The organism is Mediterraneibacter sp. ICN-202921 (assembly GCF_037890075.1).
Classification (GTDB): Bacteria; Bacillota; Clostridia; order Lachnospirales; family Lachnospiraceae; genus Mediterraneibacter; species Mediterraneibacter massiliensis.
In genome coordinates, this window is sequence record NZ_JBBKBE010000012.1 from 25,617 (window position 1) to 45,687 (window position 20,071).

Annotated in this window: 29 protein-coding genes, 1 tRNA gene and 2 pseudogenes; 12 read left to right on the plus strand and 20 right to left on the minus strand. The window is 40.1% G+C overall.

Annotation, left to right across the window (positions count from 1 at the left end; all coding sequences use genetic code 11):
* Positions 1-175 precede the first annotated feature (175 nt).
* The 4 genes from murC (at position 176) to WKT01_RS09905 (ending at position 4,965) form a co-directional block, all read left to right on the plus strand.
* Complete coding sequence (gene murC, locus WKT01_RS09890) at positions 176-1,555, plus strand: UDP-N-acetylmuramate--L-alanine ligase (protein WP_270395607.1); 1,380 nt, start codon at positions 176-178, stop codon at positions 1,553-1,555.
* A 143-nt stretch (positions 1,556-1,698) separates the two neighbouring features.
* A complete protein-coding gene (locus WKT01_RS09895) occupies positions 1,699-2,766 on the plus strand; it encodes a DnaD domain protein (RefSeq protein WP_340312237.1) in 1,068 nt (355 codons plus the stop codon).
* A 16-nt stretch (positions 2,767-2,782) separates the two neighbouring features.
* Positions 2,783-3,787: an ATP-binding protein gene (locus WKT01_RS09900; protein WP_340312238.1), complete on the plus strand. Its 1,005-nt coding sequence runs from the start codon at positions 2,783-2,785 to the stop codon at positions 3,785-3,787.
* Positions 3,781-4,965 carry a ribose-phosphate pyrophosphokinase gene (locus tag WKT01_RS09905; RefSeq protein WP_340312239.1) on the plus strand — a complete coding sequence of 395 codons (1,185 nt, stop codon included), beginning with the start codon at positions 3,781-3,783 and terminating at the stop codon, positions 4,963-4,965. Before WKT01_RS09900 ends, WKT01_RS09905 begins: the two co-directional genes overlap by 7 nt.
* A gap of 77 nt (positions 4,966-5,042) precedes the next feature.
* On the opposite strand, the gene WKT01_RS09910 is transcribed toward WKT01_RS09905, so the two are convergent.
* Positions 5,043-5,306, minus strand: coding sequence for a hypothetical protein (locus WKT01_RS09910; RefSeq protein WP_059066739.1), 264 nt, complete (start codon positions 5,304-5,306; stop codon positions 5,043-5,045).
* 127 nt (positions 5,307-5,433) lie between these two features.
* Here WKT01_RS09910 and WKT01_RS09915 point away from each other — a divergent pair, with 127 nt between their 5' ends.
* Positions 5,434-5,670 (plus strand): helix-turn-helix domain-containing protein, encoded by a 237-nt coding sequence (locus tag WKT01_RS09915; protein ID WP_340312240.1) that lies wholly within the window; start codon positions 5,434-5,436, stop codon positions 5,668-5,670.
* A gap of 32 nt (positions 5,671-5,702) precedes the next feature.
* Here WKT01_RS09915 and WKT01_RS09920 read toward each other — a convergent pair whose 3' ends face one another.
* Complete coding sequence (locus tag WKT01_RS09920) at positions 5,703-6,005, minus strand: hypothetical protein (RefSeq protein ID WP_340312242.1); 303 nt, start codon at positions 6,003-6,005, stop codon at positions 5,703-5,705.
* Between the two features lie 231 nt (positions 6,006-6,236).
* On the opposite strand from WKT01_RS09920, the gene WKT01_RS09925 reads away from it, so the two are divergent.
* Positions 6,237-6,650 (plus strand): EamA family transporter, encoded by a 414-nt coding sequence (locus WKT01_RS09925; protein ID WP_282924058.1) that lies wholly within the window; start codon positions 6,237-6,239, stop codon positions 6,648-6,650.
* Here WKT01_RS09925 and WKT01_RS09930 read toward each other — a convergent pair.
* A complete protein-coding gene (locus tag WKT01_RS09930; protein ID WP_282924065.1) occupies positions 6,615-7,271 on the minus strand; it encodes a YitT family protein in 657 nt (218 codons plus the stop codon). The genes WKT01_RS09925 and WKT01_RS09930 overlap by 36 nt on opposite strands.
* A gap of 91 nt (positions 7,272-7,362) precedes the next feature.
* Between WKT01_RS09930 and WKT01_RS09935 the strand changes: the two genes are divergently transcribed.
* A complete protein-coding gene (locus tag WKT01_RS09935) occupies positions 7,363-8,169 on the plus strand; it encodes a MerR family transcriptional regulator (RefSeq protein WP_059066734.1) in 807 nt (268 codons plus the stop codon).
* A gap of 209 nt (positions 8,170-8,378) precedes the next feature.
* Here WKT01_RS09935 and WKT01_RS09940 read toward each other — a convergent pair.
* The 5 genes and pseudogenes from WKT01_RS09940 to rplM all read right to left on the minus strand — a co-directional run.
* Positions 8,379-8,459, minus strand: a pseudogene (locus WKT01_RS09940) (carboxymuconolactone decarboxylase family protein); the annotation flags it as partial.
* A 25-nt stretch (positions 8,460-8,484) separates the two neighbouring features.
* Positions 8,485-8,955 (minus strand): flavodoxin, encoded by a 471-nt coding sequence (locus tag WKT01_RS09945; RefSeq protein ID WP_059066733.1) that lies wholly within the window; start codon positions 8,953-8,955, stop codon positions 8,485-8,487.
* Between the two features lie 171 nt (positions 8,956-9,126).
* Positions 9,127-9,449 (minus strand): annotated as a pseudogene (locus WKT01_RS09950) (LysR family transcriptional regulator); the annotation flags it as partial.
* A gap of 133 nt (positions 9,450-9,582) precedes the next feature.
* Positions 9,583-9,975 (minus strand): 30S ribosomal protein S9, encoded by a 393-nt coding sequence (gene rpsI, locus WKT01_RS09955; RefSeq protein WP_059066731.1) that lies wholly within the window; start codon positions 9,973-9,975, stop codon positions 9,583-9,585.
* Positions 9,976-10,001: 26 nt separating this feature from the next.
* Entirely contained in the window at positions 10,002-10,430 is a 429-nt protein-coding gene (gene rplM, locus WKT01_RS09960) for a 50S ribosomal protein L13 (protein ID WP_059066730.1), read from the minus strand.
* 432 nt (positions 10,431-10,862) lie between these two features.
* Between rplM and WKT01_RS09965 the strand changes: the two genes are divergently transcribed.
* Both WKT01_RS09965 and WKT01_RS09970 read left to right on the plus strand, forming a co-directional pair.
* Complete coding sequence (locus WKT01_RS09965; RefSeq protein WP_340312244.1) at positions 10,863-12,176, plus strand: alpha-amylase family glycosyl hydrolase; 1,314 nt, start codon at positions 10,863-10,865, stop codon at positions 12,174-12,176.
* A 103-nt stretch (positions 12,177-12,279) separates the two neighbouring features.
* Positions 12,280-12,363: transfer RNA gene (locus WKT01_RS09970), tRNA-Leu, on the plus strand.
* Positions 12,364-12,557: 194 nt separating this feature from the next.
* Here the strand turns inward: WKT01_RS09970 and WKT01_RS09975 are convergent.
* The 10 genes from WKT01_RS09975 to WKT01_RS10020 form a co-directional block, all read right to left on the minus strand.
* Positions 12,558-12,956 carry a DUF6751 family protein gene (locus WKT01_RS09975; RefSeq protein ID WP_059066728.1) on the minus strand — a complete coding sequence of 133 codons (399 nt, stop codon included), beginning with the start codon at positions 12,954-12,956 and terminating at the stop codon, positions 12,558-12,560.
* A complete protein-coding gene (locus WKT01_RS09980) occupies positions 12,925-13,323 on the minus strand; it encodes a hypothetical protein (protein WP_340312245.1) in 399 nt (132 codons plus the stop codon). The genes WKT01_RS09975 and WKT01_RS09980 overlap by 32 nt, the downstream gene beginning before the upstream one ends.
* Positions 13,324-13,403: 80 nt before the next feature.
* Complete coding sequence (locus WKT01_RS09985) at positions 13,404-14,384, minus strand: phage major capsid protein (RefSeq protein WP_340312247.1); 981 nt, start codon at positions 14,382-14,384, stop codon at positions 13,404-13,406.
* Positions 14,385-14,391: 7 nt separating this feature from the next.
* Positions 14,392-15,018, minus strand: a complete 627-nt coding sequence (locus WKT01_RS09990; RefSeq protein ID WP_340312248.1) for a hypothetical protein — start codon at positions 15,016-15,018, stop codon at positions 14,392-14,394.
* Between the two features lie 102 nt (positions 15,019-15,120).
* Positions 15,121-15,393: a ribosomal-processing cysteine protease Prp gene (locus tag WKT01_RS09995; protein ID WP_059066724.1), complete on the minus strand. Its 273-nt coding sequence runs from the start codon at positions 15,391-15,393 to the stop codon at positions 15,121-15,123.
* Between the two features lie 125 nt (positions 15,394-15,518).
* Positions 15,519-15,743, minus strand: coding sequence for a hypothetical protein (locus tag WKT01_RS10000; protein WP_059066723.1), 225 nt, complete (start codon positions 15,741-15,743; stop codon positions 15,519-15,521).
* A complete protein-coding gene (locus tag WKT01_RS10005) occupies positions 15,736-16,107 on the minus strand; it encodes a hypothetical protein (protein ID WP_340312249.1) in 372 nt (123 codons plus the stop codon). The genes WKT01_RS10000 and WKT01_RS10005 overlap by 8 nt, the downstream gene beginning before the upstream one ends.
* Complete coding sequence (locus tag WKT01_RS10010) at positions 16,029-16,592, minus strand: phage minor capsid protein (RefSeq protein ID WP_340312271.1); 564 nt, start codon at positions 16,590-16,592, stop codon at positions 16,029-16,031. The genes WKT01_RS10005 and WKT01_RS10010 overlap by 79 nt, the downstream gene beginning before the upstream one ends.
* A 26-nt stretch (positions 16,593-16,618) precedes the next feature.
* Positions 16,619-16,837 carry a phage minor capsid protein gene (locus tag WKT01_RS10015; RefSeq protein ID WP_340312251.1) on the minus strand — a complete coding sequence of 73 codons (219 nt, stop codon included), beginning with the start codon at positions 16,835-16,837 and terminating at the stop codon, positions 16,619-16,621.
* 67 nt (positions 16,838-16,904) lie between these two features.
* The gene (locus WKT01_RS10020) at positions 16,905-17,042 is read right to left on the minus strand and encodes a hypothetical protein (protein ID WP_340312252.1); all 138 of its coding nucleotides are present in this window, start codon (positions 17,040-17,042) and stop codon (positions 16,905-16,907) included.
* Between the two features lie 129 nt (positions 17,043-17,171).
* Between WKT01_RS10020 and WKT01_RS10025 the strand changes: the two genes are divergently transcribed.
* The 3 genes from WKT01_RS10025 to WKT01_RS10035 all read left to right on the plus strand — a co-directional run bounded on the left by WKT01_RS10025 (position 17,172) and on the right by WKT01_RS10035 (position 18,699).
* The gene (locus WKT01_RS10025) at positions 17,172-17,435 is read left to right on the plus strand and encodes a hypothetical protein (protein WP_059066720.1); all 264 of its coding nucleotides are present in this window, start codon (positions 17,172-17,174) and stop codon (positions 17,433-17,435) included.
* A 63-nt stretch (positions 17,436-17,498) separates the two neighbouring features.
* Positions 17,499-17,990: a PH domain-containing protein gene (locus WKT01_RS10030; protein WP_117974919.1), complete on the plus strand. Its 492-nt coding sequence runs from the start codon at positions 17,499-17,501 to the stop codon at positions 17,988-17,990.
* A gap of 523 nt (positions 17,991-18,513) precedes the next feature.
* Positions 18,514-18,699 carry a hypothetical protein gene (locus WKT01_RS10035; RefSeq protein WP_340312254.1) on the plus strand — a complete coding sequence of 62 codons (186 nt, stop codon included), beginning with the start codon at positions 18,514-18,516 and terminating at the stop codon, positions 18,697-18,699.
* 304 nt (positions 18,700-19,003) lie between these two features.
* Here the strand turns inward: WKT01_RS10035 and WKT01_RS10040 are convergent, their stop codons facing one another.
* Together WKT01_RS10040 and WKT01_RS10045 are read right to left on the minus strand one after the other, a co-directional pair.
* The gene (locus WKT01_RS10040) at positions 19,004-19,180 is read right to left on the minus strand and encodes a hypothetical protein (protein WP_340312255.1); all 177 of its coding nucleotides are present in this window, start codon (positions 19,178-19,180) and stop codon (positions 19,004-19,006) included.
* A 95-nt stretch (positions 19,181-19,275) separates the two neighbouring features.
* Positions 19,276-19,578 carry a hypothetical protein gene (locus tag WKT01_RS10045; RefSeq protein ID WP_340312256.1) on the minus strand — a complete coding sequence of 101 codons (303 nt, stop codon included), beginning with the start codon at positions 19,576-19,578 and terminating at the stop codon, positions 19,276-19,278.
* Between the last annotated feature and the right edge of the window lie 493 nt (positions 19,579-20,071).

Genomic DNA, 20,071 nt, shown 5'->3' on the forward strand with positions numbered 1-20,071 from the left:
TGTCATTTGTGAGTAATTTTTACAATTTTTTTGCTATTTTTTTACTCTTTTTGTTAAATTAGTACAAAAAGAACTTCTTTAAAAATTCCTCATATATAGTATAATATAGAAAGCACATATAATTTATGACTATTTTCCGGATTTTTCAAAATTATTTTTTAAAGGGGCATTTTCTATGTATAAAATCAATTTTCAAAAACCAATACACATCCATTTCATCGGGATCGGCGGTATCAGCATGAGCGGGCTTGCCGAAATCCTCTTAAAAGAGGGCTTCAGCGTATCCGGTTCTGACTCAAAAGAATCCGCGCTCACAAAGCAGCTTATAGAAAAGGGCGCGCATATCATCTATGGACAAAAAGCTTCTAATATTACAGACGATATTGACTGTGTCGTGTACACCGCTGCCATCAGCCGCGACAACGCAGAACTGATCGAGGCGGTAGCGCGCAAGATCCCTATGCTTACACGTGCAGAACTGCTCGGTCAGCTGATGAAGAACTATGACACCCCTATTGCCGTCTCCGGCACGCACGGAAAGACAACGACTACATCCATGATCTCTCATATTTTATTAGAGGGAGATCTCGATCCTACTATTTCCGTAGGAGGTATATTGAAGGCCATCGGCGGCAATATCCGAGTGGGAAATTCTGGTACCTTTATCACAGAAGCCTGTGAATATACAAATAGTTTTCTGCACTTTTTCCCAAAGATCAGCGTGATTTTAAATATTGAAGAAGATCATCTGGATTTCTTTAAAGATCTGGAGGACATCCGCCATTCATTTCATCAATTTGCAGCGCTTCTTCCTCCTGACGGCACATTAGTCATCAATGGGGACATTAAAGACCATACAGAAATTTACGAAGGGCTTTCCTGCCATATCGTCACCTATGGTTCTTCCTCCACCCTGGACTACAGCGCCGCAAATATCTGCTATGATGAAAAGGGCTGTGTATCGTTTGATTTGCTAAAGCATGGAGAAATGACAGAACATATCGTTCTGTCTGTAACAGGAGACCATAATGTATCTAACGCTTTATCAGCGATCGCTGTAGCCGAACTTCTGCATATTCCTATGGATACGATCAAAAAGGGACTCTTCTCTTTTTCCGGCACTGACCGCCGTTTTGAGTATAAAGGTATGTTAAACGGAATCACCATTGTGGACGACTACGCTCATCATCCTACGGAGATCACCGCCACTTTAAAAGCCGCCCAGCATTATCCGCACAACAGTCTGTGGTGTGTATTTCAGCCTCATACCTATACACGTACAAAGGCCTTTTTCTATGAATTTGCAGATGCGCTCTCCCATGCGGATCATCTTGTTCTTGCAGATATTTATGCCGCCAGAGAAACGGATACTCTCGGTATCTCCTCCGCTAATCTGGCTAAGGAAGTGAAAAAATCAGGAACTGACGCGCATTATTTTTCAAGCTTCAAGGAGATCGAGGCTTTCTTAAAGGCGCACTGCGTGCCCGGAGATTTGTTAATAACTATGGGAGCCGGAGATGTCGTAACCGTGGGAGAAGAGCTCTTAAAAGAGTAGTTATCCACATCTTGTGCACAGAGTTATCTACAAAAAACCTGGCCTCTCCTATGAAAAAGTACTTTTTTCACCCATGGTTAAATGCTATAATACCAACTGTACGAATGATAAAATTATGAAACTAAAAGGTGGGACAAGGATCTATGAAAACTCTGACTTTAAAAAATAAATGCCAGGCAAACGCAACGCTTCTATCCAATGATTTTATAGATCATTATATGATAAATGCGAATGGAGAATTTGTGAAAGTCTATTTATTTTTACTGCGGCATCTTGACGATCCCTGTTCCTCGCTGACGATTTCTTCTATCGCCGACTGTCTGAAAAACACAGAAAGTGATGTTTTGCGTGCATTCCGATACTGGGAATCTGTGGGACTTCTGCTTCTGGACAAGGATGAAGACGGCAAAATTTCCGGGATCGAACTGCAGAAGACGCCCCTTTTGGCAGGCACATCCGCAGCTTCCGCGGGAACTTCTTCTGCCGCTGTTCCTTCCGCCGCGTCAGTCCCGGCAGCGCACGCAGCACCAATAGGACAGATCACGCCAAAGGCGATCCCGCTGGATTCCTTCAAAGCACAGAAAGAGTTGAAATCTCTGTTTTTTATTACAGAGCAGTATCTGGGAAAAACCTTATCCCATACAGAGATGGATACGATCACCTATTTTTATGACACGCTTCACATGTCCGCGGATTTAATTGAATACTTGATCGAAACCTGCGTAGAAAACGGCCACAAAAGCATACACTATATACAGAAAGTCGCTCTCGCCTGGTCGGACGGAGGAATCACAACAGTCGCACAGGCAAAAGAACAGTCTGCATGTTATCACAAAAACTGTTATACTATCCTCAATGCATTTGGCATCAAGGGACGCGGCCCTGCCGCCTCTGAGCTTTCCTATATCAAGAAATGGACGGAAACGCTTGGTTTTTCTCTGGATATTATACAGGAAGCCTGCCGCCGCACGATTGCCGCCACTCATCAGCCAAGTTTCGAATATACAGATAGTATATTATCTAAATGGCAAAAAGCAAATGTAAAGCATTTAAAGGATATTCTTACGCTTGACGAAGACTTTCTAAAGAAAAAATCTTCTCAAAAAGAAAATATCCGCAAGACCAAACCTATCACAAAAAATCTCAATAACTTTGAGAGACGTTCTTATGATATGGACTCTCTGGAAGAAAAACTGTTAAACAGCAATTAAGTGAGGAGCAATAACCTTGGGATTAAAAAATTCGCAATATCAGACAATCATGCGAGCCTATGAACAAAAGCAGTTCAAAAGTCATGATATACTGACCAGACGTTATCAGAAAGTTTATGAAAAACTGCCGGAATTCAAGGAGTTGGATGGTTCCATAGCGGCGCTTTCCGTCCAGTATGGAAAACGGCTCTTAAACGGAGAAGAACAGGATATATGTTCTTTAAAAGAAGAGCTCGAAATATTGCGCAGCAGTAAAGAGAGCCTTCTCCTTGGCGCCGGTTTTCCAAAGGATTATCTGGAGCCTGTCTATGAGTGTCCCGACTGCCGCGACACAGGATACATAGACGGAAAGAAATGCCATTGTTTCAAAAAGGCAGTCACTGATCTGCTCTACGAACAGTCGAATCTGAAAGAGATCCTTTCCGAAGAAAATTTTGATACCTTTCAGCTGGATTATTATTCAGAGAATTATTTTGACAGCAAGACCGGGCGTTCCTCCAGAAGTCTGACAGAAGACGCCCTGCAGGCATGCCGCCGTTTTGCAGATACATTTGGAACAGAATTTCACAATCTGTTTCTCTATGGAGATGTTGGAATAGGAAAGACCTTTCTCTCCAACTGCATCGCAAAAGAGTTGATGGACAGAGAGTTCTCCGTTCTATATTTTTCTGCCCCAAAATTCTTTCACATCCTCGCGCAGAATACTTTTGACAAAAATGATATTGACGCGCACAACATGTTCGAGTATATTTTTAGCTGTGACTTATTGATCATAGATGATCTGGGCACAGAATATACAAATTCATTTATAGCATCCCAGCTTTTCACCTGTATCAACGAAAGGCTGATCGATAAAAGATCGACCATTATCTCTACTAACCTTTCTCTGGAAGCGCTTGCCGATCTATATACCGAGCGCGCTTTCTCAAGGATAACCAGCAATTATACGCTGCTTAAACTGGTCGGAGATGACATAAGAATCAAAAAGAAGTTAAAAAACAGGGAGGACTATTCATGTTAAGTCGAACAGAACGAATTTTAGAAAACATTCCGGTTGGAGCACTGGGCTTAATTCCCGTTGTCGGCTGCGAACAGCTCGTCAAAAAAGTGGATGATTATCTTGTAAAATGGAGAAAAGAAAGCGCGTCCAAATATAAAGACGACGTCGCTTTCGCCGGATACGAAAAAGACTCTTTTATCATAAACGCTAAAACCCCCCGATTTGGTTCCGGTGAGGCAAAGGGCATCATCGCAGAATCTGTGCGTGGAAAAGATCTATACATCTTAGTCGATGTATGTAATTACAGCATCACGTATTCACTCTCGGGAAATACCAATCATATGTCACCAGACGATCACTTCCAGAATTTAAAACGTGCCATCGCCGCTGTAGGAGGAAAGGGCCGACGCGTCAATGTGATCATGCCTTTCCTATATGAAAGCCGCCAGCATAAAAGAAGTGGCAGAGAATCTTTGGACTGTGCTCTGGCTCTCCAGGAACTCGTACATATGGGTGTAGATAATATCATCACTTTTGATGCACATGATCCCAGAGTACAGAATGCGATTCCTTTAAACGGTTTTGAGACGGTATCTCCGACCTATCAATTTATCAAAGGTCTCTTAAGGCATGTGAAAGATCTACAGATCGACAGCGCCCATATGATGGCGATCAGCCCTGATGAGGGCGGTACGAACCGTGCGATCTATCTTGCCAATGTCCTGGGATTGGATATGGGCATGTTTTATAAGCGACGCGATTACACCCGGATCGTAGACGGCAGGAATCCGATCGTAGCGCATGAATTTCTGGGAAGCTCCGTAGAAGGAAAAGATGTCATCATCATCGACGATATGATCTCCTCCGGCGACAGTATCATTGAAGTTGCCACAGAATTAAAACGCCGTAAGGCAAAGCGCATTTTTGCCGCGGCTACATTTGGACTGTTCACAAATGGAATGGAAAAATTTGATAAAGCCTATGAGAATGGCCTTATAACAGGAATCCTCACGACAAATCTCATCTATCAGACTCCAGAGCTGCTCTCCAGACCTTACTATATCAGCTGTGATATGAGTAAATATATCGCTCTTCTGATCGATACGTTAAATCATGACGGTTCCATTAATTCTCTGCTGAATCCAAACGAGCGTATTCAGCGTGTACTGCAAAAATATAAAAACGGCGAAACCATTTAATTAAACCATTTCTGTAATAAAAGGGGTATTACTTCTGCAGGAAAGATTTCCTGAAAAGTAATACCCTCATTTTTTCACTATATATGTGCTAAAAGTTGTTCTTTTATGTTTCTATACTGTACAAGATATTCTATAAAATTTCCCCCACATATCTTCTGTTCTGATAAATATGATAAATTTTTGAGATAATAATACTGTATCTCTGCTTCAAATCTATCAAGTTGTCCCTCCAGTTCCTCGCCCTGCGTATCCTCTCCATATCTATCCAGAGAATTCTCCATGCCCACACAAGAACTCAGATTTTCCATGCATAGTTTCAATTGCCCAAGTAATTCCCGCATACTCTATCACCTCTGATTCGCCAAGAAACTTCCGACAGAATAACTATATAGTGAGTCCCTATATAGTGACTTACTATTTACCACCTCATTATATATAATTAAAGTAAATTTGTAAAGGAGAATTTGCATGTACTACGGCTACTTGGAGTTTCATATAGAAGAAATACTCAAAGAAAAACATATCTCCAAAAATAAAATCTGTAAAGATTTAGATATCCCCCGTTCTAACTTCAATAGATACTGCCGCAATGAGTTTCAAAGGCTGGATGCCGGGCTGCTCTGCAAACTATGCTACTATCTCCAAATAGATATCGGTCGTCTGATCACGTATCAGCGTGAAGAACAGACAGACGAAGACAAATGAAATCTGTATGCATATCCCATCCGCCTCACCCTTTAAGAGCGTGAGGACTTTTTGCTGATATTCGCAAAAAACATTTCGTAGAAATCATCTGCCCCAGCCAAAACAGGAGAATTTTCTCCACCACCATTCGTACTTCTTTTCATATTTGCATAGAATTCTTCTCCGGCACAGATCAACTCCATCTCGTATAATTCATATCCCATATCGCGGCAGAGACCGCAAAATGCCGATACAGGATCTGTCGCTTCTCTCGTTTTCAGAAATCGCTGACGAACGGTCTCATCCCGCATCGCCAAACGTTGCAATTCTTCTAATACAATCGGAATCTCTTTCATTCACGCACACCTCTCTTATCCATTTCCATTGTTCTTTGTTTCCCAGCTCCATAACTGCCATTCTTTATATTGTTATACGGATATAATTATATTCTCTTATTTCGGCAATAGCAACTTGCTTGTTCCCACAATTTGTTCTTGTTTCTCCTTTTCATTAGTGAGATAATAAAAGTGTGCAGATATGTAGACATCTGCACACTTCATACTTAACAAGAAGAAGGCAATCGTAATATGTGGTTTATATTTGCATTACTTTCTGCATTTTTTGCAGCATTAACCTCCATATTGGCAAAAATCGGCATACAGGAAGTCAACTCCAATCTAGCAACTGCTATTCGTACGGTTGTAGTTGTTATCATGGCTTGGGGAATGGTTTTTCTAACCAATGCGCAACACGGTTTATCTGATATTCCCAAAAAGAGCTGGCTCTTTCTCATACTTTCCGGTCTGGCAACAGGCGCTTCCTGGCTATGTTATTATAAGGCTTTACAAATAGGAGATACCTCAAAAGTTGTCACAATAGATAAATTAAGTGTAATTATCACCTTAGTACTGGCATTTGTTTTCTTGCACGAAGATTTTACAGCCAAATCTTTCGCCGGCTGTATTTTAATCGGAATCGGAACATTGTTGATGGTCATTTAAGCTCGAAGGATTTACTTTAGGAAATTGGATCTTTTGTATAATACCAATAATCTGTCCCGACAAGATAACGGTCAAGAGCGAATACACAATCTTGCTCACCGGAATATACGTAAGCGATACAAGTAATACGATCAGATCACTGATCAAATAGATCCATTGGATATCTAATGGAAACACTCTTTCCAAACTCATCGCAAGCGCATCATCTCCTGTTGGCGCCCCGCCAACCCGGACACAAATCCCAACACTCACCCCTACAAATAAAGCGCCTACAACTGCTGCTAAAAGTGGCTTTGTACCAATATCCGGAAACAGTGGTTCAAACTGTTCAAAAATTCTATAAAAAACAGAAAACCCAACGGAAGAGATAAAAGAATATGCAAGAAAAAGTTTTCCCAACAATTTCCACCCCAAAAAATAACAGGATGCTGTCAGCACAAATCCTGAAACAGACGGGGAAATACCAAACCAATATTCCAAAAGAAGTGTCAGCCCTAAGATCCCGCCCTCTGTAACATTAGATACAGAATGGATATTATAAAGTCCAAATGCTAATATCGCACTGCCCAATAAAAGAAATACTACTGATGATAATTTAAGTTCTTTTAAAACTGAACGCATTTTTTTAATTCCTTTCATCAATTTATGATTGAATCTATGCAGCAATTATATACTCTGGTATAATACTAGAGTCAAGGAGATATATAGGAATATGAAAAAATTTTTTAAAATCGGCGAAATTTCTAAATTATATGGAATCGGTGTAGATTCCATACGTTATTATGAAGAAATCGGAATCATAAAACCGCAACGTTCCAAAACCGGATATCGGTATTATAGTATCCACGACATCTGGCGGCTTAATGTAATCCGAGACCTGCGTTCCATTGGATTTACGATGGAACAGATCCGTAAATACTTGGATCAGCATACTGTTTCATCCTCACTTTCTATGCTGAAAGATGAAAAAGAAGTAATCGAAAAGCAAATGCAGTATCTGCAAAAACTGCAAAAAAATGTAGATCACAGATTAAACAACATTCGTTCCGCATTATCTCTGCCTTTAAATGAGATCCACTTAATAAATATCCCGCCTCGGCATTGTCATCGTCTTCCCGAAGGATACGAAAACGAAGAAGAGATGGATCTTTTGATCAAGCAGCTTATCAACTTAAATCAAAACCGACTGTATATTATCGGAAGCAATCAGATCGGAACTATGATTTCTCTGTCATCTCTGTTAAACAAAAAAATACTTTCCTATCAATCTGTTTTTCTCATAGATGAAGACGGAGCAGACAGCATCGACGGAGGCAGTTATCTCTGCGTCACCTATCGTGGGAATTATAAGCAAAGCGCCTATTGGGGACAACAGCTTGCACAATATGCGCACTCTCATAATTTCACGATTCTCGGCAACTTATTAGAAATTCTATGGATCGATATTCACACAACTTCTGATGAAACAGAATATATCACACAGTTACAGCTTCCCGTTGAAAAAACTCCTCAGAACTAATGTCCTGAGGAGTCGAAATTTTGTTTTTAAAATTATCCAAGCCAAAGATCCATATTGTCAGGCTTTATCTTAAAGAGCAATTTATCATAATAAATCATAAGAAGATAATTCATAATTCCTAATATAATCAGAATCAGCCCAAGCTGCCATTCGTCCGGTGCTGCTCCATGCCAATGCTGTACACCTGAGGGAAGATTGTTCCAGTTCTATCCCAAAAGGACATCATCAGTAAAATGAGCAAATTGTGGTGTAAATTCCTCTAATGATTTTTCACCTGCTGTCTGTATCATTTTTTCATATTACATCTTTCCAATCCTATAATGTATCCACCCATTCAGCAACTTTCTGCTTCGTCACATTATTAAATATCTCTCCTTCTGTAAGCATGCAGTCCGGTACAGAAGGCTGCAATTCTCTTATCGTATTTCCAAATCCACTTCCACCGGAAGTAGCAAACAAAATGATTTTTTTACCTGAAAAATTATATTTTTCTAAAAAGGAATTTACAATTGTCGGTGCTACATACCACCAGATGGGAAAACCTAAAATAATTTCATCATAGGCATTGATATCTATATCTTTATCTACTACTTCTGGTCTGAATTTTTTATCATTCATCTCTATACTGCTTCTAGAGTTTTTATCCTTCCAATCAAGATCAGCATTTGTATAGGAAATCTTTGGTGTAATCTCATACAGTTCTGCCTTTGCACTATCTGCGATCATTTCTGCTACTTTTTTCGTTGTTCCGCTTGCACTAAAATATGCCACTAATCTTTTTCTCATAATAATCCGTCTCCTTTACAAAAATAGATGTACAAGATATCTTCTTATCCTGCACATCTATTTTACAATTCATAGTCGCATTATGTCCAATACTTATATTGTATTTATTTTTATACCTGGAAGGCATTGATTTCTTTTATCATCTTATTTACTGCCTGCGAATAAGGAATATTTCTTCTCTATATATTCCTTATCAGCCAGCAGATCATCCGGATACATTCTCACTCCCCAATGATCGCTGTCCTTTATTCTGATATAATCACGTCCCTCCAACGTTAGTTCTTCCAAATTAAGGATTTCCAATGCCCTTCTCTTTAACAATATCCCTTCATCTGTAAGCGTAATACTTTTTCCTTTGCGGACAAACAGCGTGTTATCTAACTCCTCTTCAAACACAGCAAGCTGTCTAGATAGGGTTGGTTGTGTGCTATGTAATTTCCCGCCGCCTTTGTAAAACTTTGTTCTTTTGCTACTGTCAAAAAATAACGTAGTATTCTTAATTACATAACTAATTTACCTTTTCATCTATAATTATGTAGTAACGCTAAAGTAAAAAGCAAACTCCTCAGAACCGCAGTCCTGAGGAGTTGAAAATTCTTTTGAAATTGTACATTCCGAAACGTATGATTAACGTTTAGAGAACTGCGGAGCTCTACGAGCTGCCTTGAGACCGTATTTCTTACGTTCTTTCATACGTGGATCACGTGTCAGATAACCTGCGGATTTCAGAACTGGTCTGTAATCAGCGTCAGCTTCCAGCAACGCTCTTGCGATACCGTGACGGATCGCGCCTGCCTGACCTGTATATCCGCCTCCACGTACATTTACTAATACATCAAATTTATCAACTGTACCTGTCGCAACAAGCGGCTGGCGTACAACAACCTTCAATGTTTCCAGTCCGAGATACTCGTCGATATCTCTCTTATTGATCGTGATCTTACCTGTTCCAGGTACAAGATATACTCTTGCGATAGATTTTTTTCTTCTTCCTGTTCCATAATATTTTGCGTTAGCCACTGTAATGTCCTCCTTTCAACCTTTCCTTAAAATGTCAGTACTTCTGGCTTCTGAGCCTGATTTGCGTGCTCTGGTCCAGCATACACATGAAGCTTCTTGATCATGTCTCTACCCATAGGTCCTTTTGGAAGCATTCCTTTAACAGCCAGCTCAATTACTTTTTCCGGTTTCTTATTCATCATCTCTGCAAGTGTAGTTTCTCTCATACCACCTACATAATCAGAGTGATTGTAGTAAATCTTCTGCTGTAATTTCTTACCTGTCACTTTTACTTTTTCTGCATTGACAACGATCACATAATCTCCTGTGTCAATGTGTGGTGTATATTCTGGTTTGTTTTTGCCTCTTAATACTTTTGCGATTTCAGAAGCAAGGCGTCCTAATGTGCACCCTTCTGCGTCAACCACATACCATTTTCTTTCAATCTTGTCAGGGTTAGCCATATACGTTTTCATGGGTATTCCTCCTACTAATAATCTCATCTATAACATTACTTTTATATATGAAATCAGTACACTCCGGGGCTTTGGTGTATACTGTTTCTCCTTATGTCATGCTGTACTATTATAGTACTTGTCTGGCTTTGTGTCAAGTTTTTTCATATTTTTCCCTCTATATTTTCATATTTTTCCCTCTATATTTTTACCGATTTTAATCCTCCCTTTAGCAGATTATTCGCAAACACCTGTTGTCATGTTGTCCACAGGAATTAGAAACCTAATTTTTGTTCCCTGTTCTTCGCACTGTTTCTTATCAAAAAGTTACTTTTTGCTTCATTATTACTATACGGCTTATACTAAACAAACTAATTTCAAAACAGAAAATCCACTTTCTTCTGCGCACTTATGCTATAATTATGAAAACAAGTAAAAAGGCAGGTACGAATTATGTGGGCTTATAACGAAACTTTCTATCAGATATATCCAATTGGTTTTTGCGGCGCCCCGATACACAATGACGGGCTCTGTGTACCACGTATCCAAAAGATTGGAGATTGGAGCGAATATTTAGAACAGCTTGGAATTGGTTCCATTATTTTAAATCCGGTTTTTGAATCTGACAATCACGGCTATGACACAAGAGATTTCAAAAAAATCGACTGCCGCCTGGGCACCAACGATGATTTCAAAAAAATTTGCAAAATTTTGCATGAACACCATATAAAAATTATATTGGATGGGGTTTTCAACCACGTAGGAAGAGGCTTCTGGGCTTTTTCAGACGTACAGGAAAAGAAGTTGGATTCTCCCTATAAAGACTGGTTTTACATCAATTTCGACGGGAACAGCGGATATGACGACGGTTTTTGGTATGAGGGATGGGAAGGACATTTTGAACTGGTAAAACTGAATTTACAAAATCCGGAAGTGAAAAACTATCTGTTAGATTGTGTAAAATTCTGGATCCAGGAATTTGACATCGACGGACTGCGCCTGGATGTGGCTTATAGCCTAGATCACGATTTCATGAAAAGTCTGCGCAGATACTGCGAAGAAATAAAGCCGGGCTTTGCTTTGATCGGAGAAGTACTCTTTGGTGATTATAATATTATTGTAAATGACGAAATGCTGCACAGCTGTACAAATTACGAATGTTATAAAGGTATCTATTCCAGTTTTAACTGTATGAATCTATTTGAGATCGCTCATTCTTTAAATCGTCAATATGGGAAAGAACCGTGGTGTCTCTATCGAGGAAAACACTTGATGAATTTTGTAGACAATCATGATGTTACCCGTATCGCCAGTATTTTGACAAATAAGAAACATCTCCCCCTTGCATACGGCCTCCTTTTTGGAATGCCTGGCATTCCCTGCATTTACTATGGAAGTGAATGGGGAGAAGAAGGAGAAAAAGCACCAGGCAGTGATCATGCCCTGCGTCCTTGTTTTTCTGCTCCTAATGCCAATGAATTAACAGATTTCATCCGTACGCTGATCCACATCCGCAAAAATAGTCCTGCACTTTGCAGCGGCGGATATGAAAACATACTCATTACCAATCACCAGCTTATATTCGAGCGCAGAACAGAAAATGAAAGACTTCTCGTTGCCATTAATGCTTCAGAACATCCTTACACAGCATACGACAACAGAGTGTCCGGAAATTACCATGAACTTATAACTGGAGCAGCAGGAACTCTGGAAGGACAATGTCTCCTTCCTCCATACAGTGTCAGATACTATGATTTTTGCTGCTAAAAATAACAAACTTCCCCCAAAAAATTCCTGATAAAAAACGTGATAAAAAATTGAATTTAGGGGTTTACAAAATTGCCCTATTGTGATAGGATATATTTTGTCGGCGGAAGTGGCGGAATGGCAGACGCGCTAGATTCAGGTTCTAGTGGGAGTTAATCCTGTGAGAGTTCAAGTCTCTTCTTCCGCATAAAACCTGTAGTCCTATGGATTACAGGTTTTTTTGATTCCCCCTGCAAATATGCGGGTTTACGCAGTTCTCATGCTGGTTCTAATTTTCAGATACATAGCCTAAAAAACACGGTTTAGGGCAGCTATGCAACACGAAAAAATGAGGAAGATGATACAATATTCTTTCCCCTGGGATTGCCCCGGGGGTATTTTTTACATTTGACTCATTTTCACATTAAGCAAAAAGTTTTCAGAATGGCTCAACACCTTTCCGACTTCACCAGAAAAGCCTTTCTTTATTTCCGCTATCCCGCTTACTTTCTCCGCACCAGACCATTTCCCTACATTGAAAAAATCATCGTTTTGTACAGTCCACTTTTCTCCCGGCTCCGCCAGATCCATAAGGTCAGAAGGACGAAGCCACGCCTTGCAATATGCATAGGGTATTCTTATTAGGTATTTATCCGCACTTACCAGACCGCCATCAACACTGGCTGTTTCCTGGTCCGTATGAAGCCAGACAGCCTCGATATAGTGTGGGATATATACCATTTTTCTAGTTTCCATATCCGCAAATTGATTAAAAATTGTAATGGCAGCATTTGTCAGCACAGCATCCCACCCCCTGATACACTAAGCGTGTTCCCGCAAGGTAGCGGCGGATTGTATTATATATACGCGCTTGAATTGTTTCGGATCCGGCGTCCGAAAAACTGACTGAATATCCGTCTGTATTTTCCGATTTTATAATACGACCGCTATATCCTGCTCGGACTTCCATATCCTGGCAAAGCAAATCTGCGACTTTGCACACGCAATACTTCAACAGATTTTCTTCCTCCTCTGTATTAGCACTGCGGCGTACAATCATATTGATGTACGAATTTGCATCTACAACAAATTTTTTAAAAATATCTTCGTCCGCTATGATCGTTCCGTTATATGTGCTGCGGTAATATACATAATCCGGTTCATACATATATCTTCGCCTCCCTTGTTAGTTCTTCGCTGTTTTTAGTCCGCCCCTCGCGCTGCGTACAGCCTTTGCAGGCGAGGGGTTTATTCCCCCGCCTTTAAAATTGCAAATGGGCAGCGTTTTGTTTTATTGGACTGCACGGAATTAATAGGATTTGGAATCTCCCAGCCAAGACGCATTACAGCACGCAGCGCCACCATGTCCTGCTGCATTAAGTTGTATGCTATAGATCCATCTGTGTTCTGAACAACACCTTCTGTAAACAACTTAAACGTAATATCCTGCCGGATCGAATAGACCAGCTGCGAAAAATCACCTGAGATCATAAGAGCTTTCGATTTATCAAAAGATCCATTATTCGGAAAATTCATCAGCGAACCATCCAAAGAATATCTTGTATCCCCCTGCATATCTGCCTTAAAGATAGGCTGACCTGTGGTATCTTTCAATCCTCTTAATTTTGCTCTCATGGTAATGTCCGCCATGTGTCCGGAAACAAAGAAACCAGATTCTTCAACCTTAGCGATTACTCCGTCTGTACCCATGATCTTATCGTAGAGATCGTCCGATGATCCAATCGTTCCTACACTGGTCGCCTTTGTCGCAGTTGTCACGATCCCATCTCTCCATGAAGTCGGTTTATTTACATCAAACAATACTGCGCCGTCAATTACTTTTCCAAATGCTTCCTGCACTCTTGGGCGCACCTCTCCCCAAATATCATAATCAGAATCATCCAATACTGCTTCTGGAATCGGCACGATAACAGCAATTTCCTCTGCTGTGATAAATTTCTTATCCCACATCATTTTCGTCGTCTGTTTCTGTCCTGTATCCCCGTTTACGAAATACGCCAATGGCAGCATGTCAAGCACTGGCATTTTATATGTCTTGCTGGACATGTTCGGAAGACGCCTTCCCTGCGCCAGTACTGCAGACTGCGTCACAACTCCCTGAATAATTTCCCTCGCTTTTTCTTCCGGGATGAGGGTATCCGCCCCGGTACGGTCAATGATAACCGCATCATCTTCAAACCGTCTTAAATTCATTCTGTTTTTGTTCATTTTTTACCTACCTTCCTGCTGCTCTTCTTATCGCAGCATTAATACTATCATTTGGATTGTCTGTACCAGAAGCGCCACTTGATTGGGCTCCTGTGCTTACTCTATACGTTCCGCCTATACCTCCAGTTCCGCCTATAAAGCGTGGGTTTTCTTTTAAAAATTTATCCGCTGCTTTTGCAAAATCTATCTTGTCATCCACCATCTGAGCCGCCTTAAAAATAACATAATCCAGATCTTCCGATCTGACCCCTTTTTTGCTTAAGATCTTCTCGTTCTCATATTGAGAGTTTTTAGCCTTTTCTTCTGCAAGCTCCCTTTGCAGATCATCTATATTGGGCTGCCTTGCTGCCTTCTGCGTTTTAAAATCATGGATCGCCTGTGTTACTTCATCCTCTGTCATTCCCTGTTTACGGAAAAAATCAGCCAGTGCTGTGCGTTCTGCTTTACTGGCCCGTGCACTTGCAATCTCTTCCGCCTGCTCATAGGTGTATGTTCCGGATCCTTGTGCCCCGGAAGCACTCCCGGCGTTTCCGTTCTGGCCACCGTTACCACCCCCGGCATTGTTGCCCTGCCCTCCTGCAGAGCCAGCTCCTGCGCCGTCTTCAAAAAGCTGTAAGTACATTCTGTTTCTCATCTTTCTTTACCTCCGTTTCGCCTCGACAGGCTCCCGAGCTTTTCACGTCATCACGTTTTGGACATATGAAAAGAGAACCTGTCTCCAAGCTCTCTTATTCTCTTATCTGTATTCAATTTTTACGTTTCCAGGATATTCTTCCTCTATATCCTCAAGCGCTTTGCTCATAGCTTTAAACAAATCATTTCCGCAGTATTTTTCATTTACGTCTCTGATTTCCAAATAACCGTCTGCCAATAATACGCTCCCCCAATTATTGTCTGCCACATAGTTCGCTACCATCTGGCTAATAGCAGAAATTGCATGACAGACAATAGGATTATCGGCATGCCCGGAAAAAATAACGCCGCCTTCTGTGTATGTGATTTTTGTCATTCTACCTCCTAAAAATGAGTATAAAAATACCACTCACTCCGAAGAATGAATGGCATCTATACTTCAGGGATTGCATCTTTTTCCCTTTTACTGCATTGTACATTTTTCATAGGCAAAAACAACGCCTATGCAATTTTGTTTACATCAAAATCTAATCCTAATTCTTTCAAGTCGGCATCTCTGACATCTAATTCACTTTTTAAAATATCCAACATTTCATAATATGCCAAACGGCGCCCTTGATTAAACGTGTCTGATTTATCTTTTTCACTTTCTTCAACAGCATCATTGGCATTATCAACAAGTCGGGCAATAATATACTTTAAAGATTCTTCACTTAATTTACTCATGGTAATCACCTCTACTTTTCAATTCTTCTATCCTATCTTGAATAGATTGCCTGAAATTACGAATTTCTTTGTTCCAGTGGCGTTTTAGACCTTCTTGATACCGGGTATCATAATTGTCCCATTCGGGATAAAATACTTTAGGGTCAGAAATCTTTGCTTCATGTTCCTCAATTCTTATTTGATATTTTCTAATCGCACGTTTTAAAGAATTTGATTCCTGATTCTTTATATCCTTTTCAGAAAAAAACTGTAGGTTCATCTTTAGTTTGCTCTCTTTTTCTTTTATTATAGCAATACTAGATTTTTTTGCAATAAATTTTGTATAATTTGTCGTCCCAAATGCCACTCTTCCAAGCCCATCCATATCACCCGTTCCATCTGCTCTGGCAGTTTCATTTTCTTTGAATAATTTTGGTACTGGTGAAGGGTATTCAAATATCTGGTTTTTGCTGCAATAACATCATCTGTACTTGCCCCACCCTGCTGAAGTCCTTTCACATATGCCCGCTGGTTCCGCATTTTTGTTTCCATTTGTCTCTGCATCTGTGAAGCCTGGTAAGGAGTATATTCTTTTCCATTATACAATCTTGTCTGCTGCTCTTTTCTCTCTAGTTCCCGAAGCTGCTCCGGTGTATATGTACGGACAGAATACCCTTTCACAAATGCCATATAACTGTGCCGGCAGTTTGCACCGCAAAGACCGGATACATCTCCCAAACCGCATACTGAAACCAATTCTTGCTTCGTATACACATTCCCGCTCCACCAATGGGAAGGTCTGTGCCCTGCGTGCCAGGTAACTTCAAAGGTATCTGTACCTAAATAATCCTTTGCTATCTTCTCATTAATCTGTGCCGATAGCTAAGAAACACCTGTCATAATTGCACGCCGTACTGCCACAGGAGTACGACAACTATACCCAGAAGCAAATCGCCTGTACGCAGCCCAGAGGCTGTCATTTCCTTTACTACACGCCGCAGAACTGTGTTGTAATCAAACGCCCCGGATACAATATCCATACAGGCTCTGTCCAGATATTTCTGATAATATTCTGCCAGCGGAGTAAAAGCTATTCTTCCGCCGCCTATATCCACAGAAAATCCCATTGACCGGATAATGTTTTTAATCTCTCCTTTTCGTCTGCTTTACAACGGTTTCAGCCTATTGTCTTACCTGCTCATTTTCTTCCAGCGATACGAAATGTCCGTTTATCTGCTCATACGCCTCTTTATATCTCACATATTCCCAGCCGCAAACTTTATCATACAGCTCCCATATCTCCGGATCTGTTGCCCTCATAAGCTTTTTGGCTTCCTCCTTTCTCCTTTGATATTGCGCAATCATCAACATATTTTTTGCAATATTTTGCAATTTCTTATTTAAATTTATAACGCAATATTGTAATATCAAATCAAGAAGGTACTCGTTATGGAACAAAGAGCAGAAATACTAAGAGCATTAATGGAAGAAAAAGGCATGAAAGTTTCTGACATTGTAAGAATCTCTGGGATTATAAAAGCATACAAGGCAGGGTGCCAAAACAGATATGAGATTGCGGAGTTTCTGGAAGTAACTGAAGAATGTTTACAGGAGTGTATTGAATGCTGTCGTGATAAATATGGCGTATATACCACTGTAGATAATTACGTGATTTATTTTCTGCCAAATCTGGCAGTCATGGAAAAGGTATAACCGCTATGGCGTTTATATAAGTGGTGTTTTTAATACGGGCAAAAGATAAAGAGGAGGAATAGTATGGCATTTGGAATGAAAGATATGTTAAACAGTGCAAAGTCTGCGGCGGGGGCAGCTGGAGGGAATATCTTGCAAGGCGGGCTAAACAATTACAGTGAAGTTCCTGTAGAGCAATTACAGCAGGAATATGGCATGTACCTGATGAGTGGGGAAGTTATTCAAACCGGGTTTAAACTGATTCGTGACGCTCTGATTTTTACAGACAAGAGAATCATCTTCACAGACAAACAGGGGGCTACTGGGACAAAAATGCGTGTAGAATCTATAAACCTTTTTTCTATAGTTGATGTAACAATGGAAACAGCAGGATTTGGTTTTGATGACAGCGAACTTACCTTTACATACATCAAAACCGCAAACCTTACTGCGCATGAAGTTCAGTATGTTTCCCACAAACTGGAATTTCCCAAAAAATTTAATGTACAGCCATTATATAAAATGTTGCAAGAGCTTGCATACAACAACTGTTTGAGGATTAACGGCTTACAATAAAACAGAAACCTCGCCCCGGATCCGTCTGGGGCGATACAAAATAGTATATTTACCCTGGGGACCAATAGGGCGATATGCAGCCACCTACTCAGAAGAGAAAGGGGCTGGTGCTTATGTATGTAACATACAGCGATTTATTTACCTTTGTTATTATGCTAGTTGCTTCTATTACCCTTGTTATAACCATCAATAAACATAACAAAAAACAGCGCCTTCACCCGCAAAGTGTAGCGCTGTTTTGTAATACATATTTGCCGATATAGCTAGGTTTCAGCCAGCTATCGGCTCCCTTGTTAAGTATAATATAGCAAATATACTTTAAATGTCAACCGCCCCGGTACGTCAATACCGGAGCAGTTCTAGCACAATCCGCAGATTATGCGGTGTTCTCTCACAAGAATGTTGTATCATCTTCGATAAAGCCGCACAACACAGAACATTTGTGCGCTCTTATTTTTATACCAAAGAAGATGATGTTTATGCCAACGGCAAAAAATTACCATCTGGTTCCTGGCGGTGCCAGATGTTCAGTCATTACGAGCCGATTTTTGACAAAAGTGGAAAGGCTGTCATCGATTCCAAAACGGAAAAGCAAAAACAGAAACACGTTTATGGATTATTTACCTGTGATGAGCCTGAGCAATCTGATAAACAGACTGCCGAGGTAATGGCAGTGCAATTTGATATGTACCCATTAAAAATGAAGTAAAACATCTCAGAAATGATTCCATATTAAAAGAAATATATCGTCACGCTCTCCCGGAAATGCAGAAAAAAATGGAAAACAAGGCACTAAAATATTTTAAAATGCAGCACAAAGTACAACACAAAACACGGTTTAGGACAGCTATAAACGTTGTGCTATGCCTGACATTGTATCTCCTGCCTGTACTGTGCAGGTTGTTCCTGCACTGTTTCCAACAGTACTTTTTCCGTTCGTATCTATACAGATACATTCCAGAATTCCTTCCTTGAGATAATCGTAATAGTTATTCTACTGTATTCGGCTGCTTTTACAGCGATTTCTTTATGATATCAGATAAATTTTTCATCTCATCCGGCATACTCTGTACCTGCTCAATTTTTTTCTTAATGTATCCACTGTGTTTGCGCTTCCTGCTGTTTGCGCTGCGAAATTCTTTTTCGCCGTCCAGCGTTATATATGCGCCTATTTTCTTCTTTCCATTCATCTCACCGGTCTTTTATCTTGAGAAATTACATAAAAAGAACACCCATCATATGACAGGTGTTCCAACTGTATCAATTCCATATTCCCCCGATAGTATTACTTATCTAAATATTCATTAATATAGTTTATAAATCTTCCTTTTGGTGCAACTCTTAAAAATTCCTCATCATATTCGTTTCTTTCGCCATCGATTCTGCTTATTGTAAGTAATATCTTCTTAATCACTGTTGGAACCAACATGACAATCACGCAAGCAAGTAATGCGTCAATATCATGTTGTTTTATGCTTTCACATGCTCCGACTCCCAGGCAACAAATAACCCACGCCGTCATATATGGACGGTATTTATACAAATATGAAAAAACTGCCATAAAAACTTTGCCCCACGCTTTTGCCATATCATAGCCTCCTTCTTATAGATTTATCATATCACAGTATATTTTATAATTCTATAAGAAAAACACCTTTTTGCTCTTCCTCAAATACAGTTCTTTTCATTCTATAATCATACATCTTCTTAAATTCTTTAAATAGATCTTCTCCATTTCCCAAAATACATATGAGCAATCTCCTTTTACATTATGTAATCCGCCCCGGTACGCCAATACCAGAGCAGTTGTAGCACAATCCGGAACATTTATGCGCCGTTATTTTATGCCAAAGGAGTCACCTAAAACTGTTCGAGATATGAACGGACTGATCACAGCTGTAATGAAGCGATATTGCCCAGAAACCAGGTTGAAGATTGCTTTGCCAAAGAAACTGCGTACAAATATATATGTCCCTACTAAAAATGAAGTAAAACATCTCAGAAATGATTCCATATTAAAAGAAATATATCGTCACGCTCTCCCGGAAGTTCCAAAAATATGAAACATAAGGCGCTAAAAT

Excerpts from the sequence above, each read along its gene's own strand:
- murC (WP_270395607.1), top strand. The coding sequence starts at position 176 with ATGTATAAAATCAATTTTCAAAAACCAATACACATCCATTTCATCGGG.
- WKT01_RS09895 (WP_340312237.1), top strand. The coding sequence starts at position 1,699 with ATGAAAACTCTGACTTTAAAAAATAAATGCCAGGCAAACGCAACGCTT.
- WKT01_RS09905 (WP_340312239.1), top strand. The coding sequence starts at position 3,781 with ATGTTAAGTCGAACAGAACGAATTTTAGAAAACATTCCGGTTGGAGCA.
- WKT01_RS09910 (WP_059066739.1), bottom strand. The coding sequence starts at position 5,306 with ATGCGGGAATTACTTGGGCAATTGAAACTATGCATGGAAAATCTGAGT.
- WKT01_RS09915 (WP_340312240.1), top strand. The coding sequence starts at position 5,434 with ATGTACTACGGCTACTTGGAGTTTCATATAGAAGAAATACTCAAAGAA.
- WKT01_RS09920 (WP_340312242.1), bottom strand. The coding sequence starts at position 6,005 with ATGAAAGAGATTCCGATTGTATTAGAAGAATTGCAACGTTTGGCGATG.
- WKT01_RS09925 (WP_282924058.1), top strand. The coding sequence starts at position 6,237 with ATGTGGTTTATATTTGCATTACTTTCTGCATTTTTTGCAGCATTAACC.
- WKT01_RS09930 (WP_282924065.1), bottom strand. The coding sequence starts at position 7,271 with ATGCGTTCAGTTTTAAAAGAACTTAAATTATCATCAGTAGTATTTCTT.
- WKT01_RS09935 (WP_059066734.1), top strand. The coding sequence starts at position 7,363 with ATGAAAAAATTTTTTAAAATCGGCGAAATTTCTAAATTATATGGAATC.
- WKT01_RS09945 (WP_059066733.1), bottom strand. The coding sequence starts at position 8,955 with ATGAGAAAAAGATTAGTGGCATATTTTAGTGCAAGCGGAACAACGAAA.
- rplM (WP_059066730.1), bottom strand. The coding sequence starts at position 10,430 with ATGAAAACGTATATGGCTAACCCTGACAAGATTGAAAGAAAATGGTAT.
- WKT01_RS09965 (WP_340312244.1), top strand. The coding sequence starts at position 10,863 with ATGTGGGCTTATAACGAAACTTTCTATCAGATATATCCAATTGGTTTT.
- WKT01_RS09980 (WP_340312245.1), bottom strand. The coding sequence starts at position 13,323 with ATGTATGAACCGGATTATGTATATTACCGCAGCACATATAACGGAACG.
- WKT01_RS09985 (WP_340312247.1), bottom strand. The coding sequence starts at position 14,384 with ATGAACAAAAACAGAATGAATTTAAGACGGTTTGAAGATGATGCGGTT.
- WKT01_RS09990 (WP_340312248.1), bottom strand. The coding sequence starts at position 15,018 with ATGAGAAACAGAATGTACTTACAGCTTTTTGAAGACGGCGCAGGAGCT.
- WKT01_RS09995 (WP_059066724.1), bottom strand. The coding sequence starts at position 15,393 with ATGACAAAAATCACATACACAGAAGGCGGCGTTATTTTTTCCGGGCAT.
- WKT01_RS10000 (WP_059066723.1), bottom strand. The coding sequence starts at position 15,743 with ATGAGTAAATTAAGTGAAGAATCTTTAAAGTATATTATTGCCCGACTT.
- WKT01_RS10005 (WP_340312249.1), bottom strand. The coding sequence starts at position 16,107 with ATGGATGGGCTTGGAAGAGTGGCATTTGGGACGACAAATTATACAAAA.
- WKT01_RS10020 (WP_340312252.1), bottom strand. The coding sequence starts at position 17,042 with ATGAGGGCAACAGATCCGGAGATATGGGAGCTGTATGATAAAGTTTGC.
- WKT01_RS10025 (WP_059066720.1), top strand. The coding sequence starts at position 17,172 with ATGGAACAAAGAGCAGAAATACTAAGAGCATTAATGGAAGAAAAAGGC.
- WKT01_RS10030 (WP_117974919.1), top strand. The coding sequence starts at position 17,499 with ATGGCATTTGGAATGAAAGATATGTTAAACAGTGCAAAGTCTGCGGCG.
- WKT01_RS10035 (WP_340312254.1), top strand. The coding sequence starts at position 18,514 with ATGTTCAGTCATTACGAGCCGATTTTTGACAAAAGTGGAAAGGCTGTC.
- WKT01_RS10040 (WP_340312255.1), bottom strand. The coding sequence starts at position 19,180 with ATGAATGGAAAGAAGAAAATAGGCGCATATATAACGCTGGACGGCGAA.
- WKT01_RS10045 (WP_340312256.1), bottom strand. The coding sequence starts at position 19,578 with ATGGCAAAAGCGTGGGGCAAAGTTTTTATGGCAGTTTTTTCATATTTG.